Origin of the sequence: Cryptosporangium japonicum (genome assembly GCF_039524755.1) — a bacterium.
Taxonomy (GTDB): Bacteria; Actinomycetota; Actinomycetes; order Mycobacteriales; family Cryptosporangiaceae; genus Cryptosporangium; species Cryptosporangium japonicum.
The window spans coordinates 696,492-710,819 of the sequence record NZ_BAAAGX010000006.1 but is presented as its reverse complement, the minus strand read 5'-3'; the positions used below and the strand labels follow the sequence as shown (position 1 = coordinate 710,819).

The window sequence follows — 14,328 nt, the reverse complement described above, 5'->3', positions numbered from 1 at the left end:
GGCTACCCATCCCGGAACAGGTCATACGTGCGGTTACGTCACGTAGTCGAGTTGCTCGGCACGACGAGGGCCACGAACCGGTGCAGCGCGGCGACGTTGAGCCGCAGGTCGGGGTGGCGGCAGGTGAGGTCGTAGACCGACGTGTAGGGCCCGCGCACGAACCGGTCGGCGATGATGCGACCCGCTTGTTCGATGGACAGGCCGGCGATCTGGGACAGGACGTACTCCGGCACGCCGTTGACGTCGATCAGGCCACCGTCGGCGAACCAGCGGGGGAGGTCGGGGCGACCGATCCGGAGGTCCCGTGCCATCTCCGGGTGATGCGTGACGATCTGGAGCGCCCGCTCGCGGTCCATCTGCCCGCTGATCACCGCGGCCCTGTCGACGGTCCGCCGGCTGCTCTCGTCGTGCAGCACCAGCGCGAACACGTGCACCGCGCCGAGGATCGGGGGGCCGACGAAGCCGGACAGGATGAACCAGTCCCAGACCGTCCACGGGCTGTCGACCTCGCTGTACTCGGTCGGAATCGTGATGAGCGCGATCCACAGCCCGACGGTCGCCGCCGCGTAGACGACCGCGGCGAGGAGGTTCAGGATGCTGCGTCGACGCATGCCGATGTGACCGATGATCAGGAACGTCGCGTGACCGACCGTGAGGATCGCCACCAGCGTCAACAGGGCCGCCTTGATACCGCCGAACAGGGCCCGGCCGTCGGTGGTCGGCGTGGGGGTGGGCGGCGGGGGCGGCATCGCGGGGTACGGCGGCGCGGCGTACACGGGTCTGGTCGCCGTCGGTGCGCCGATCGGATGCCACTGGGTGGCCGGCGGAGGCGCCGTCGGCGGCGGGTAGACCGGCGGCGGGGACACCGGTGGATAGGCGTGAGCCGGCGGCGGGAAGGCGAGAGCGGGAGACACCGGCGGGGGAGCCGGGAACGGCGCCTCCGGGACGGGGCTGAGCGGCTGTTCGGCGGGCGGCGGCGTCGGCGCGGTCGCCATCGCGGGGGTCGTCGCCGCGGCGGGGGCCGTCGCCGTGGTGGGGGTCGTCGCCGTGGTGGGGGACAGCGCCGGGTCCGACGACAGGATCTGCTGGTGCAGCTCGCGGAGATGGTCGCCGGGATCGACGCCGAACTCCTCGCGCAGGTGGTCCTGGGCGTCCCGGTACGCCGCCAGCGCCTCCACCTGCCGCCCCGAGCGGTAGAGCGCGAGCATCAACGCCGCACGCAGGCCCTCGCGCCCCGGGTACTCGTTGACCAACCGGCCCAGCTCGGTGGTGAGCCCGGCGTGCCGGCCGAGCTCGAGCTCGAGCTCGGCCAGCGACTCCCAGGCCGCGGCGTACTGGTCCCCGAGCTGCTGGCGCCGGGCGTCGAACCAGCGGCCGGCGAGCCCGGCGATTGGAACCCCGCGCCAGAGCTCGAGGCCGCGACGCAGTTCGGCCGCGGCTCCGGGCGTGTCGTCGCTCCGGCGTAACGTCTCCGCCCGGCGGACCCGGTTCTGGAACGTCTGCACGTCGTACTCGCCGACGTGCAGCCGGTACCCGCCGTCGCCGAGCGTCAACACCTGCGACGGGGTGCGCGGCGAGCGTTCGGGCTCCAACACCCGGCGCAGCCCGGCGACGTACTTCTGGACGACGTTCGCGCCGTTCTCCGGCGGATCGTCGTCCCAGACCGCCTCGACGATGCGTTGCGCCGGTACCGCGCGGTTGGCTTCGAGCAGCAGTACGGCGAGCACGGCCCGCTGTTTTCCCGGACCGAGATCGAGCGCCTGGCCACCGCGCCAGATCCGGAGTGGACCGAGGGCGGCGAAACGCAGCGCCGGTTCGGCGCCGTCGACGTCCACCCGTACCTCCTCGACCGACTGTGCGCGCGCACGCGACCTTAGCAACTTCTCTCTATTCGATTTGCGACATAACAAAACAGCAGTTCAGCGGGGTGGGGAAGTCGTTCGGCAGTGCACGGCAGCGGGGCCGCAGCGCTTCGGCAGCGGGCCTCGACACGCTTCCGAAGCGCGACAACTCGTGCCCCCGCCGTAACAGCGGCCCCACTCGATTTGGAAGTAGAGAAGTCATGCGTTTTGCCGTGAAGTCCAGCCGTCGCGTCCGTGTGCTCGGAGCGGGCCTGGCGCTCGCCGCCTCCGTCGTGCTCACCGGTTGCGGCACCGACAGCGTCGCCCAGACCGTGAAGGAAGCCGTCCAGACCCCGCAGCAGAAGCTGATCGACGCCGCGGTGAAGCCCACCACCGCGCCGTACGACTACACGGTGGTGCAGCAGGGTGACCCGAAGGAGGCCGAGACCTTCACCGGCTCGGTGAACCCTCCGGCCAAGGCGTACAACCAGAAGTCCGTCGACAAGACCGAGGAGTACACGCTGAGCCTGGAGCTGCGGGTCATCGACCAGAAGTCGTGGGTCAAGGTGAACCTCGAAGCCGACCCGGACGCGGGCTTCGTCGAGTACCCGAAGAAGTGGATGGCCCTCGACCAGTCCCGGCTGACGACGAAGCTGGTCTTCGGCCCGCAGGACGAGGACCCGGTGCGGCTCGACGCGCTGTTCACCTCGATCGTCGACGCGACCGAGGACTCCCCGGGCAAGTTCAGCGGGACGATCAACCTCGCCGAGCAGCCGAAGAGTGAGTTCTTCGCCGCCGAGACGATGAAGGCGCTCGGTGACAAGGCGAACGCGTTGCCGTTCACGACCACGGTCACCGACGGCGTCGTGACCGAATTCGTGCTCTCGGCGCCGGCGACGAGCGTCAGCAAGGCCCAGACCTACACGGTGACCTACCAGAAGCCCGGTTCCGGAACTCCGATCACCGCGCCGCCGGCCGCGGAGACGACCGAGACCCCGGACTCCGTCTACGAGCTGCTCGCCAGCTGATCCGAGCCCACTCCGCGCCGGGCGGCCGCCACCACGGGGGGCGGTCGCCCGGCGCCGTGCCGTGACCGTCGAAACGCGACCGAGTGGGCGCCGTCACGATTCTCGCCGCAACCCTGTGAGCAGGCTGGATATCGGCCTAACGCTGCCTTAAGTCCGGTGGACGGCGGTAACGGATCGTTGCGCTGAACCGATATTGTTGACGACTGAAACAAACGGCCACGTCTGGAGTGCTAGGTCCCCGTGCATCGATCGAGAAAGGGTGCCGGGGGTGCCCATCGACGCCGAGCGCCTCGACGCCTCGTCCTTTCGATCGGCCTCGTCGTCGCGTTCGTGATGACCACCGCCGGTGCGTACGCCGCGGTCGGGCCGACGATCCGCCACACCGCGTCGCCGCTCGCGGCGGGCTGCAGCGCGGAGGAGTGCGAGGACGACGAGACCCCGTCGGCCGAGCCGGCCCCGTCCGCGGAGTCGAAGCGGCCGCACGCGCGTCGATCGCACCTCCCGGCCGCGGGCGGCAAGGCTTCGCCGTCGCCCAAGCCGACCAACTCCAACGGCACCGAGTTCTCGCCCTACGTCGACGTGCTGCAGTACTCGGAAGCGGAACTGCTCGAGGTGCGCAACGCCGGGGTCAAGCACCTCAACCTGGCGTTCATCATCTCCGGCAACGGCTGCACCCCGGCGTGGGACGGCCAGGTGGGCGTCGGCGACTCGTCGGTCAAGAGCAAGGTGTCGGCGTACCGTGCCGCCGGTGGCCAGGTGCGTGTCTCGTTCGGCGGGGAGTCGGGCACCGAGCTCGCGGCGAGCTGCTCGTCGGCCGAGGAGCTGGCGTCGGCGTACCAGAGCGTGATCGACGCCTACGGGCTCACCCGGGTGGACTTCGACGTCGAGGGCGGGGTGCTGAGCGACAGCGCGTCGGTCGACCGCCGCTCCCAGGCGATCGCGATCCTGGAGCGCACCGCGTCGGCGGCCGGGAAGTCGCTCGAGGTCTCGGTGACGCTCCCGGTGAACCCGACCGGCCTGACCTCCGACGGCGTCAACCTGCTCACCAGCGCGGCGAGCAACGGCGCCACGATCCACGCCGTGAACGTGATGGCGATGGACTTCGGCGAGTCGGCGGCTCCGGACCCCGACGGCCGGATGGGCTACTACGCGATCGAGTCGATGAAGGGCACCCAGAAGCAGGTCAAGAGCGCGTTCGGGCTGTCGGACTCCGCTGCCTGGGGCCGGGTGGCGGTGACGACGCTGATCGGCGTCAACGAGCCCTCGACCGAGGTGTTCACCGCCTCCGACGCCCAGCAGCTGGGCGCGTTCGCCCGCTCGCGCGGCGCGGCCTGGACGTCGTTCTGGCAGCTCGCCCGGGACCAGCCCTGCACCGACGGCACCGAGGCGAACGCCAGCTCGGACTCCTGCTCCGGAGCCAGCGACAGCAAGTACCACCTCGCCCGCTCGTTCCTCGGGTAGCAGAACGGGAGCCTGCGCGCCCGATCCGTCAGCCGGCAACTTTCCCCGCCGAACCGATCCGTGTCCGCGGGCGCAGACCCGCACTTCACGTGATGCGGGGGCGTCGGCGGCATGCGGGTGGAAGCAGCGTGGGTTCTGGGTTGGGTCGCGACGGTTCTGGCGATCGGCTTCAACCTTCCGCAGGCGCACCGCAGCTGCGTTCGGGGGAAGGTCAGCGGGATCCCGCCGGCCCGGCTCTGGCTGAGCCTGCAGAACTCGGTGCTCTGGCTGTTCTACGGGCTGTCCGGTGCCGGGGCGATCCAGATCGTGGGCAACGCGGTGAACAGCACGATCGGGATCCTGATCCTGGTGACGGTCTACCGGCTGACCCCGTCCGCACGGCGTACCGCGCCGCGCTGGGCGCTGGGGCTGGCAGGCGTCCTGCTCGTCGCGGTGGGGCTGAACGCGGTGGGAGGTGCGGCCGCCGTCGGTACGGTCGCCGCGCTGGCCACGGTGCTGCCGGGGATCCCGCAGCTGGTGTCGCTCGTCCGTGATCCGGATGTCTCCGGGTTGTCGCCGGTGTCCTGTGCGCTCGGGCTGGTCTGCACGCTCGCCTGGCTCGGGCACGGGTTCCTCCGGGCCGACGCGGCCGTCTGGGCCCCGAACCTCTGGCAGCTCTTCATGGCGAGCACGGTCATCTACTTCCTACTTCGCGCCCGCCGTCGCCGCCGCAGCACCGTCCCCACTCCGCTCGAGCGCCGGGCCGCCGGGCACCTGTCGCCCGGACCTCGTCACGGCGTGAACGTGAAGACGGTCTGAACGGTCGAACGGTCCCGGGTGGCCAGGGCTCGCAGGTGGGCCGGCGCATCGTCGAACGGCACCAGGTCGGTGATCAGGTGCTCGCGGATCGCGGCGCCCTCCGCTCGCAGCAGATCGACCGTCTCCACCGACAACCGGTCACGGTCCCACGCGTGTGCGGTACCGCGCGGCACCCGCCCGATCTGCGCGCACCGCACGGTGAGCCCGTTGTGATGGAACTCCTCCCCGAGCCGAACGGCCTCCGCCCCGCCCTGGTAGAACGCCAAGTCGATCACCGAGCCCTGAGGTCGCAGCACCCGCAGTGCGAGCGCCAGCGCCTCGGCCCGCCCCCGGCACTGGAACACCACATCCGCGCCGTGGTCGGCGGCCGCGTGCCGCCATCGCGTCTTGAGCGTCACGGCCACGTCCACGGCGTCCGGGTCGAGCGTCTCGAACCCGAGCCGTTCCGCGACGGAACGCCGTGCGGGCGTCGGATCCACCACGACGACCGATGCCGCGCCGTGGTGGCGCGCGAGCAGGGCGGTGAGCAGTCCGATCATGCCCGCGCCCAGCGTGACCACCCGACGCCCGCGGACGCCGTCGCCGAGCGTCCGGGCCTCGCCGTACAGATCAGCTGCGGCGTGCAGCAGCCCGTTCGCGCAGATCGGCCCGGCATGGGCCACGTACACCCCGAGGATCGGGTCGAGGTCGGGTGGTAGCGGCACGATCCGATCGACCAGCGGGTCGGCTTCGTACCCGGTGCGGTGCCCGTAGGCCATGGCCACCAGCGCTCCGGTCTCGGCCACCCGGCCGACCTCCATGTACCCGAGTCGTTCGATCGGGTACCCGGCGCCGGAGCCCGGTCGGAAGAGGCCGAGCTCGCTGTCCCACGCCGAGGTGGCGAAGGGCGTGGTGCCCTTCACCGCGGCCAGCTCGGTGCCGGCCGACAGACCGCTGAACACGGTCTCGACCCGCAGACCACCGCCGCCCGACGGCACTTCCCGAATCGTCGGGTGCCCGGGCTGCTCGACGACGAGCACCCGGTCAGACATCGATCGGACGCCGTTCGGACGCGGAGCGGGCGAGTGCGCACGCGAGCTGATGGCTGCGCAGAGCGTCGGGATAATCGACGCGCAGACCTTCACGGTCGCCACCGACCGCGTTCAGGAACGCCCGGTCGACCGCGCGCTTGGCGTCCATCGGATCCACCGGATGCCACTCGTTCCCCTCGGTGGTCCGCACCTCGCACCCCTCCTCCGAAATCGCCAGCGCGATCCCGTCCGCGAAGATCTCCAGCGCCGCGCGGTGCTTCCAGCCCAGCCGGCACGTCGTCGACAGCGTGCCGACCGCCCCGGAGGCGAACCGGAGCGTCGCGGCCGCCGAACTGTCGACGTCGGCGTCCGGCACGTCCGGCGGAGCCGCGTCGGCTACGGCGTAGACCTCGGTCACGTCGCCCACCAGAACCCGCGCCAGATCGACGACGTGCACGGCCTGCTCGATCAGCTGACCACCGGAGCCGTCGCGCCGGGGCCACCAGCCGACCGGCGGCACCTTGTCCAGCCAGGTACCGGCGACGAGGCTCACGCGGTGGCCGTCGAGGATGTCCCGCGCCCGCGCCACCGCGGCCGAGTACCGCCAGTGGAAGCCGACGCCGGTCACCACGTCGGCAGCGACGATGCGCGCCGCGAGCTGCTGCGGTAACTCGGCGTCGAGGCCGAGCGGCTTCTCCACGAACAGCGGTATCCCCGCCGCCAGCACCGCGGCCTCGGCCGGCCCGTGGGCGAACGGCGGCACGCAGACGTAGACCGCGTCGGGCTCCAGCGCGAGGAGATCATCGACGCTCTCCTCGACGGTCGCGCCGAATTTCTCGGACAACGAGCGGGCCGCGTCCGCGTACGGATCGACGACACCGACTATTGCGACGTCCGGAAATCCGGCCAGTACCGAGGCGTGGCGGGCGGCCACGCCTCCGGCTCCGACGAATCCGACGCGGTACCGGTCTGCGCGCATGGAGTTCCTCCGAGTGGGGGTCGGGCGTTCGGTTCCCGTTGCCCAACGAGGAAAACGTTCATTGTTTAGAGGCGTGCAAACCGGTGATGGACATGTGGCCCCTGGAGGTGCCGATGTCGACGCTCACCGTTCTGATGAATGCTGGCCCCTGGCTACCGGTGCCGCCGAACGGCTACGGCGGCATCGAGAACGTCATCGCGGCGCTGGTGCCGGAACTCCGCCGCCGAGGTGTGCGGGTGGTGCTGGCGACGGTAGGCACCAGCACGCTCGCGGCGGAGGACCGGATCGTGACTTTCGACGACGGGCAGTTCGCTCAGCTGCAGCGGCCGTACAACCGGGCGGCGGGAGTAGCCGCGGCCCACATGCATCAGGTTGCGCGGGAACTCCAACGACGCCCCGAGATCGACGTCGTGCACGACAACGTGGAGGTGTGGGGGCCGGTGGTGCTGTCCGCCGGCACGGGTGCGCCGGTGTTGCACACGCTGCACTGGGACCTGGCCAAGCACCCGGCTCTGTACAGCGGATTCGACGGTGGCGGCCGGGTGTTCGTCAACGGGGTGTCCGCTTCGCAGTTGGCTCGGGCCCCGGCGGCGTTGCGCGCGCACAGCGTTGGGCACGTCTATCTGGCGACGCCTCTCGCCACTGACGCCGACCAGCGGGTTCGGCCCCCCAAAGGGGATCACAGCGTGGTGCTGGGGCGAATCAGTGCGTTGAAGGGGCAGCATCTGGCGGCCCGTCTCGCACACCGGGTCGGTCGGCGGTTGGTGCTGGCCGGGCCGATCGGGCCGTATCACCGGCCGGAGGATCTGGTGGCGTCCGGTGATGCGGCGCTCTCCAACCCGGACGTGCGGTACTGGCGGGAGAGCGTGGAACCGTTCGTGGACGGCGAGTTGGTGCGGTGGGTCGGCACCGTGGCCGGTGCGGAGCGGGACGAGCTGGTGGCCACGGCGCGGGCCATGCTTTTCCCGCTGCGGTGGGAGGAACCGGGTGGCACCGCGGCGGTGGAGTCGTTGGCGCTCGGTACGCCGGTGATCGGGCTGCGGCGGGGATGTCTGCCCGAGCTGATCGAGCCCGGCGTCACCGGATTACTCGCCGACGACGAGGACGGCTTCGCCGAGGCCTGGCGCCTGGCCGATCGCTTGAGCCCAGCAGACTGCGCGGCCTCGGCCGCCCAACGCTTCACCCCGTCCCGAGCCGCTGACGAGTACGTGGCCCTCTACCACCGAATTCTGACCCGCGGCGCCGACCTCCCAGGTAATGCCCCAGCCGGTTAGGTGCCCGGACAACGGCTCTCGCGACCCTGCACATCGCCGCGATCAACGAGTGGCCGCGCTGACCAGCAATTCGAACAGGCCGGTGGAAAGACCACCGGCAGGTGCTCAACGCGATCGTGTGGAAGCTGCGCACGGGCGCGCCATGGCGCGACATCCCCGATAGATACGGATCGTGGAAGACCGCTCACGAGCGTTTGCGGCGCTGGTCGGCGGACGGGACCTGGGACATGTGCAGGTCCACGACGACGCGGTCGGTGAGATCGAGTGGACCTTTCACGTCGATTCCAGCGTGGTCCGCGCTCACCAGCACGCCGCCGGGGCCCGAAGCCCGGGACGGTGAAAAAAGGGGCACCACGCGTGCGGGCGTCACGATCCCTGCGGTCGCGGGTGAGGCGATCGGGCGGTCCCGCGGCGGGCTGAGCAGCAAGATCCACCTCGCTGTCGATGGGCGAGGCCGACCGATGGCTGTCCGGCTGACCGAGGGACAGGCCGGTGACAACCCGCAGCTGCTGCCGCTGCTCGATGAGGTCCGGGTGCCGCGGGGGGCCGGGGCCGGCCCCGCAAACGCCCTGACCGGGTGGTCGCAGATAAGGCTTACGCACATTTATCGACCCGCATCGCTTTGCGGCGGCGCGGAATCGCGGTGACGATCCCGGAACGGTCGGATCACCTCGCCCGGCGGGCAGCCAAAGGCTCGGCCGGTGGCCGCCCGCCTGCCTTCGACGCGGTGGTCTACCGGCAGCGCAACCTCGTCGAACGCGGCTTCAATCGGCTCGAACAGTTCCGCGCGATCGCGACTCGTTACGCCAAACGCGCCGTGCTTTATTCACCCTCGCAGCGACGCTGATCTGGCTGACGTGATTCGCAGGACACGGCCGCGCCCGGTCCGGTACGTCCGTCCTCGACGGTGTGCCCACGGGAGACCGCCGGCCGGCCGCCGTCGTGCGTGGGGCGGCCGGCCGGCGTGGATCAGCAGTCGCGCAGTTCCGGGGACTGGTTGAGCAGCTGGCCCCGGGTGGACGTGAACGCGCGGTGCTCCGGGCCGCCGACCGCGGCCGGGCGGAACGCCGCCACGCGGTGGCAGTTCTGGAACGCCAGCGCCACCCCGAAGTGCCGCTCCAGGCCACCGCGGATCGCGTCGCTGGCCAGGGCGCGCAGGAGCTGCCCGCGCTCGGCCTCGCTCGGCGGCGGCGTCGAGTCGTCGGCGAACGGGTCGGAGCCGGACTCCAGGTCGGCGATCACCCGGGTGATCGTCGACCAGGCGTAGGGCAGCGACTCACGGACGCAGTCGACGAACTCGGCGTCGCTGACCTCGCCGTGCTCGGCCCGCTCGAGCAGTGCGGTGGGGACGTTGAGGGACATGTTTTCTCCTTCGATCAGTGGATGAGTGCGTCGGGGCCCAGCACGAAGCCGGGATCGATCTGATCGGCCAGCTCGGTGCCGGTGCGCTGGTCGCCCCAGGCCGCCGCGTTACGCAGGTGGAAATCGACGGCCTGGCGGGTGTAGCGGTGCCAGTCGCGGGGTGTCGCGTCGAGCGCGGCACGCACCGCGGTCAGCGCCGAGTGGTCGGACGGGGCCAGGTCGTCCAGGTGCAGCGGCTCGCCGCGCTCGGCCGCCCGGATCGCGGGTGAGAGCCCGACGCAGCCGAGCAGGTCGCCGCCGACCTGCTCGCGCAGGAAGGCGACGTCGCCGTCATCGAGCACCTTGTTGCCGACGACCGACACCTCCACGCCGTGCTCGGCGGCGTACCCGCGGTACTGGTGGTAGACGCTGACGCTCTTGCGGGTGGGTTCGACGACCAGCACCGTCCGGTCGAACCGGGTGAACAGCCCGGAGGCGAACGCGTCCGCGCCGGCCGTCATGTCGACGACGACGTACTCGTCCGCGCCGTCCACCAGGTGGTTGAGCAGGAGCTCCACCGCGCCGACCTTGCTGTGGTAGCAGGCCACCCCGAGGTCGGCCTCGGCGAACGGCCCGGTGACCAGCAGCCGGGCCCCGCCGACCGGGTGGCCGTACTTCGCCCAGAGCGGCTCGTCGTCGCCGACACGCAGCAGCCGGGAGCCACGCCCCGGCGGCGTGGTCTTGATCATCTCGGCCGCCGACGCGATGCGCGGATTGTCGCCGCGCAGATAGTCCTTGAGTTCATCGAGGTGCTGGCCCAAGGGGGTGATCGAGACGTCTTCCGGTAGCCCCAGCGCGACGCCGAGGTGCTGGTTGATGTCGGCGTCGAAGGCGAGCACCGGCCGGCCTTCGGCGGCGAGCCGGCGGATGAAGAGCGCGCTCAGCGTCGTCTTGCCGCTCCCTCCCTTTCCGACGAACGCGATCTTCACGGGAACTCCTCGATAGACGGTTGGCCCGGACCTGAAAATGAATATCATGAAGATCTGCCTCGAGGGGAGTCGGCAGCGGCGTGTCGGGTCACGGCGTGTGATCGGCCGACGCTTCGGTGGCGAGAGCCACGACACCGGCGAGGAGCAGAACCAGTGCGGGCAGCAGACGCCCGGCACCACCCGGCTGCGGCCGCACCGACGACCACCGCGGAGCCTCCGGGTGGCCGAGGAGGCCGGCCGCGCCCAGCGCTCGGCGGCCGTGCTCGGCGCCGAGCCGATCGGAGACCCAGCGGACGACGGCGACCGGATCGAGCGGCGCCCAGCCGAACCGGAGGGCGAGCAACTGGTCCGCCGCGACCGACTCGACCGCGAACGCGGCCTCGCCGGGCCGGGCGCCGACACCGGAGAGCCGCCGGCTCACCTCGTCGGCCGGCGCCGCCGAGCCGGACCGGAGGATCTCGTCGACGGCGTCGAGGAGCATTCGCTGCATCGCGACCTCGTGGCCGTCGTGCTCGTGGCAGTGGCTTCCCGGGCAGCTCACGGTGTTCCCTCCGGCGGACGAAGCGGGGTCGTCGACCACGCTAGGGACGCCGATGCCGGCTCAGCCGTTTCTCCACCGCCGCCGCCGAACGCAGATTCCCCTGTGGATGAACGGCCCGCCCGACACGTCCCGGCGGCTGAGGTTTTCCGGCTGCGGTGTGGATACGGTCGACCCACTTCGTGCCGCGATCAACGACGATGGAGCACTACGTTGCGTCTAATCCCGGGTCTGACGTCCACGGCCACTGCGGCCGCCGCTGTCGTGTTCGCCCTCGTTCCGGCGGCTCCGGCCTCGGCCGCGCCGGTCGTCCAGTTCAGCCGCGCGGTCTACGACTCGCCGGGCACCGACACCCGCACCAACACCAGCCTGAACGCCGAGTACCTGACGCTGAAGAACACCGGCAAGGCCACCGTGAACCTCAACCGCTGGACGGTGCGCGACGTGGCGAACCACGTCTACACGTTCACCGGAAACGTCACGGTGCGGCCGGGCGCCACGCTGTGGCTGCACACCGGGCGGGGGACGAACACCGCCACCCACCGGTACTGGAACTCCGGGAACTACATCTGGAACAACACCGGCGACACCGCGTACCTGCGTGACCCGGCCGGGAACCAGATCGACACCTGCGGCTGGAAGAAGGGCACCGGATCGGTGGCCTGCTGAAGCGGCCTCAGGCGACGGTGAGCGCGCCGGCCGAGAGCCGGCTCAGGCGACGCTCGGCCCACCGGGTGAGCGCCTGGTCGGTCATCGCGCGCTGGTAGAGGCCCAGGCTCGACACGCCGGTGATCGCCACCGTGACCGCGGCGAGCAGGCTGAAACCGGCCAGCCCGGCGAGCTGCTGCGGCATGCCGACGAGCGAGTCGGTGGCCAGGCGCGTCATTCCGTAGAGTTCGGCGGCGGTGGCCGCGGCGCCGAGCGAGGCGATCACCGACCAGTGCATGCGCTCCACCCGGGAGCGGACCCAACGCACCCAGCGCCAAGCCGAGTACCCGGACAGGGCGCCGGTGAGGCCGAGGAACGTGACGGCGACGCCGCCGAGGCCGGCACCGACCGGTAAGAGCGTCGTGACCAGGGCGATCGTGAGGAACACCGCAACCGCGGCGATGGCTAACGAGAAGCCGAACTCCAACACGCCTGAACACCCGCCCTACCGAGAAACGACACGCGTCTTACATTCTTGTCGTTCCACCGCCGCGAGGCAACCGTCGATCCACAAGGGACGTTATTTGCGGGCGATCGCGTAGAGGTCGCGCGCCGGGCCGGAGAGCGGCTGCCCGGTGGGCCACACCGCCCTGAGCTCGCGCCGCAACACCAGCGGCGCGGCGCCGGGGTCGGCCTTCACCGTCACCTCGACGAGCGTCCCGCTGCTCAGCTCGCCGGCGATCGCCAGCGAGCTGAGCACGGCCGGGCCGCTCCCGGCCGCCACCGCGTGCTTGATCGCGGTGGTGGAGGAGAGTTCGAGCAGGGGCGGGACGATCGAGGTCACGCCGGCCGCGTTCAGCGCGCTCTCCAGCGCACGGCGGGTGCCGGAGCTGGACTCGCGTGCGACCAGCGGCGTCTCCGCCAGTTCGCGCACCGGCACACCGCGCCGACGCCGCGCCCACGGGTGGTTCGGCGCGACGACGAGCGTGAGCCGGTCGGAATGGACGGTCTCGGCGTGCAGGCCGGACGGGAGGTCGGGGCCCTCGACGAAGCCCAGGTCGACCTCGCCGGCCAGCACGCGCCGGGCGACGTCGGCCGAGTTCACCGCGTCGAGCGTCACGCCGAGGGCCGGGTGCGCGGCCCGCACCGACACCAGCCAGCCCGGGAAGAGGTACTCGGCGACGGTCTGGCTGGCCGCCACCCGCAGCGTGCTGTCGTGCGCGGCCCGCAGCGCGCCGACGCCGGCCGCCAACGCGTCGGCGGCGTCGATCGCGGCGCGGGCCCAATCGGCGACCAGCGCGCCCTCGCCGGTGAGCGTGGAGCCGCGTGGCGTGCGGTTGAGCAGCGCGATGCCGAGGCGGCGTTCCAGTTGACGCAGCCGGGCGCTCGCCGCGGGCTGGGAGACGCCGTGCTCGCGGGCGGCCTGCCCGACGCTGCCGAGCCGCGCGACCGAGAGCAGCAGGTCGAAGCTACCCAGATCGGCGAACAGCGGCGCGAGAGGCATAACCGCAGCTTATGAGCTCAGCGCGATTCGCTCTCTACCGGCCCGTCCCGGTGCGGCCGAGGCTGGAGGCGTGACGACGATCGAACTTCCCGCCCCTACCCGGGGCGACCTGCTCCCCAACTGGTTCGCCGCGGTGATGGGCACCGGGATCGTCGCCGTCTCCGCGGCCGGGCTACCGGTTCAGGTGCCGGGGCTGCGCGTGCTCGCCACCGTCACCTGGCTCGCGGCGGCCGGGTTGCTCGTCGGCCTGCTCGTGGTGTCGGCGGCGCAGTGGAGAAGGGTCACCCGGCATCTGGCCGACCCGATCACCCTGCAGTTCTACGGTGCGCCACCGATGGCGCTGATGACCGTCGGCGGGGGTGCGCTCGTGCTGTCCGGTGCGGCGCCGGCCGCCGTCGCGCTCGACACGGTCCTCTGGACGCTCGGCACCGTCGGCGGCCTCGTGACGGCGGTCGGCGTGCCCTACCGGATGATCACCCGCCAGCACCGCGAGCTGCCGTTCGGCGGGTGGTTGATGCCGGTCGTGCCGCCGATGGTGTCGGCGGCCAACGGGGCGCTCCTCGCACCGCACGTGCCGTTCGGGGCCGAGTTGACGCTCGTCTGCACGGCGCTGTTCGGCGCCGCGCTGATCGCCGCGCTGCTGGTGATCTCCCAGCTCTGGGGGCGGCTGGTCGCCGGCCCGCCGCTGCCGGCCAAGCTCGTGCCCACGCTCTGGATCGTGCTCGGCCCGCTCGGCCAGTCGATCACCGCGGCGCACCTGCTGTGGGAACACCCGCTCGCGTACACGCTGCCGGTGTGGGGCTTCGCCCTGCTGTGGCTCGCGCTGGCCGGCGCGGTCACGCTCCGGACGCGACCGCCGTTCGGCCTCGCCTGGTGGGGCTTCACGTTCCCGACCGGCACACTCGTCACCGGAACGA

Annotated in this window: 16 protein-coding genes; 8 read left to right on the top strand and 8 right to left on the bottom strand. The window is 71.4% G+C overall.

The window, feature by feature from the left end:
• Nucleotides 1–38: 38 nt before the first annotated feature.
• Nucleotides 39–1,835 (bottom strand): AfsR/SARP family transcriptional regulator, encoded by a 1,797-nt coding sequence (locus tag ABD437_RS08220; RefSeq protein WP_344648124.1) that lies wholly within the window; start codon nt 1,833–1,835, stop codon nt 39–41.
• A gap of 227 nt (nt 1,836–2,062) precedes the next feature.
• Here ABD437_RS08220 and ABD437_RS08215 point away from each other — a divergent pair, with 227 nt between their 5' ends.
• From ABD437_RS08215 to ABD437_RS08205, 3 genes are all read left to right on the top strand, one after another.
• Nucleotides 2,063–2,869 (top strand): hypothetical protein, encoded by an 807-nt coding sequence (locus ABD437_RS08215; RefSeq protein ID WP_344648123.1) that lies wholly within the window; start codon nt 2,063–2,065, stop codon nt 2,867–2,869.
• Between the two features lie 330 nt (nt 2,870–3,199).
• The gene (locus tag ABD437_RS08210; protein WP_425558110.1) at nt 3,200–4,330 is read left to right on the top strand and encodes a chitinase; all 1,131 of its coding nucleotides are present in this window, start codon (nt 3,200–3,202) and stop codon (nt 4,328–4,330) included.
• 111 nt (nt 4,331–4,441) lie between these two features.
• Nucleotides 4,442–5,128 (top strand): SemiSWEET family transporter, encoded by a 687-nt coding sequence (locus tag ABD437_RS08205; protein WP_344648122.1) that lies wholly within the window; start codon nt 4,442–4,444, stop codon nt 5,126–5,128.
• Here ABD437_RS08205 and ABD437_RS08200 read toward each other — a convergent pair.
• Nucleotides 5,101–6,159, bottom strand: a complete 1,059-nt coding sequence (locus ABD437_RS08200; RefSeq protein WP_344648121.1) for a zinc-dependent alcohol dehydrogenase — start codon at nt 6,157–6,159, stop codon at nt 5,101–5,103. The two genes, ABD437_RS08205 and ABD437_RS08200, sit on opposite strands and share 28 nt — an antisense overlap.
• The gene (locus tag ABD437_RS08195) at nt 6,152–7,117 is read right to left on the bottom strand and encodes a Gfo/Idh/MocA family protein (protein ID WP_344648120.1); all 966 of its coding nucleotides are present in this window, start codon (nt 7,115–7,117) and stop codon (nt 6,152–6,154) included. The genes ABD437_RS08200 and ABD437_RS08195 overlap by 8 nt, the downstream gene beginning before the upstream one ends.
• Before the next feature lie 92 nt (nt 7,118–7,209).
• Between ABD437_RS08195 and ABD437_RS08190 the strand changes: the two genes are divergently transcribed.
• The 3 genes from ABD437_RS08190 (at nt 7,210) to ABD437_RS43000 (ending at nt 9,238) form a co-directional block, all read left to right on the top strand.
• On the top strand, nt 7,210–8,391 hold the full coding sequence (locus tag ABD437_RS08190; protein WP_344648119.1) for a glycosyltransferase: 1,182 nt from the start codon (nt 7,210–7,212) through the stop codon (nt 8,389–8,391).
• A 101-nt stretch (nt 8,392–8,492) separates the two neighbouring features.
• On the top strand, nt 8,493–9,038 hold the full coding sequence (locus ABD437_RS08185) for an IS5 family transposase (RefSeq protein ID WP_425558109.1): 546 nt from the start codon (nt 8,493–8,495) through the stop codon (nt 9,036–9,038).
• The gene (locus tag ABD437_RS43000; protein WP_425558108.1) at nt 8,969–9,238 is read left to right on the top strand and encodes a transposase; all 270 of its coding nucleotides are present in this window, start codon (nt 8,969–8,971) and stop codon (nt 9,236–9,238) included. The genes ABD437_RS08185 and ABD437_RS43000 overlap by 70 nt, the downstream gene beginning before the upstream one ends.
• Before the next feature lie 122 nt (nt 9,239–9,360).
• Here ABD437_RS43000 and ABD437_RS08180 read toward each other — a convergent pair whose 3' ends face one another.
• The 3 genes from ABD437_RS08180 to ABD437_RS08170 form a co-directional block, all read right to left on the bottom strand.
• The gene (locus ABD437_RS08180) at nt 9,361–9,753 is read right to left on the bottom strand and encodes an SCO5389 family protein (RefSeq protein WP_035858565.1); all 393 of its coding nucleotides are present in this window, start codon (nt 9,751–9,753) and stop codon (nt 9,361–9,363) included.
• A 14-nt stretch (nt 9,754–9,767) separates the two neighbouring features.
• A complete protein-coding gene (locus tag ABD437_RS08175) occupies nt 9,768–10,721 on the bottom strand; it encodes an ATP-binding protein (protein WP_344648118.1) in 954 nt (317 codons plus the stop codon).
• Between the two features lie 88 nt (nt 10,722–10,809).
• Nucleotides 10,810–11,211: a hypothetical protein gene (locus tag ABD437_RS08170; RefSeq protein WP_344648117.1), complete on the bottom strand. Its 402-nt coding sequence runs from the start codon at nt 11,209–11,211 to the stop codon at nt 10,810–10,812.
• A 261-nt stretch (nt 11,212–11,472) separates the two neighbouring features.
• Here ABD437_RS08170 and ABD437_RS08165 point away from each other — a divergent pair, with 261 nt between their 5' ends.
• Nucleotides 11,473–11,928 carry a lamin tail domain-containing protein gene (locus ABD437_RS08165; RefSeq protein ID WP_344648116.1) on the top strand — a complete coding sequence of 152 codons (456 nt, stop codon included), beginning with the start codon at nt 11,473–11,475 and terminating at the stop codon, nt 11,926–11,928.
• A gap of 7 nt (nt 11,929–11,935) precedes the next feature.
• Here the strand turns inward: ABD437_RS08165 and ABD437_RS08160 are convergent, their stop codons facing one another.
• Entirely contained in the window at nt 11,936–12,397 is a 462-nt protein-coding gene (locus ABD437_RS08160) for a hypothetical protein (RefSeq protein ID WP_344648115.1), read from the bottom strand.
• Between the two features lie 90 nt (nt 12,398–12,487).
• A complete protein-coding gene (locus ABD437_RS08155) occupies nt 12,488–13,411 on the bottom strand; it encodes a LysR family transcriptional regulator (RefSeq protein ID WP_344648114.1) in 924 nt (307 codons plus the stop codon).
• A 70-nt stretch (nt 13,412–13,481) separates the two neighbouring features.
• Here ABD437_RS08155 and ABD437_RS08150 point away from each other — a divergent pair.
• Nucleotides 13,482–14,328, top strand: an 847-nt coding sequence (locus ABD437_RS08150; protein WP_344648113.1) for an SLAC1 family transporter, incomplete at its 3' end; no start/stop codon positions are given.

Excerpts from the sequence above, each read along its gene's own strand:
- ABD437_RS08180 (WP_035858565.1), bottom strand. The coding sequence starts at position 9,753 with ATGTCCCTCAACGTCCCCACCGCACTGCTCGAGCGGGCCGAGCACGGC.
- ABD437_RS08190 (WP_344648119.1), top strand. The coding sequence starts at position 7,210 with ATGTGGCCCCTGGAGGTGCCGATGTCGACGCTCACCGTTCTGATGAAT.
- ABD437_RS08200 (WP_344648121.1), bottom strand. The coding sequence starts at position 6,159 with ATGTCTGACCGGGTGCTCGTCGTCGAGCAGCCCGGGCACCCGACGATT.
- ABD437_RS08155 (WP_344648114.1), bottom strand. The coding sequence starts at position 13,411 with ATGCCTCTCGCGCCGCTGTTCGCCGATCTGGGTAGCTTCGACCTGCTG.
- ABD437_RS08215 (WP_344648123.1), top strand. The coding sequence starts at position 2,063 with ATGCGTTTTGCCGTGAAGTCCAGCCGTCGCGTCCGTGTGCTCGGAGCG.
- ABD437_RS08195 (WP_344648120.1), bottom strand. The coding sequence starts at position 7,117 with ATGCGCGCAGACCGGTACCGCGTCGGATTCGTCGGAGCCGGAGGCGTG.
- ABD437_RS08170 (WP_344648117.1), bottom strand. The coding sequence starts at position 11,211 with ATGCAGCGAATGCTCCTCGACGCCGTCGACGAGATCCTCCGGTCCGGC.
- ABD437_RS08205 (WP_344648122.1), top strand. The coding sequence starts at position 4,442 with ATGCGGGTGGAAGCAGCGTGGGTTCTGGGTTGGGTCGCGACGGTTCTG.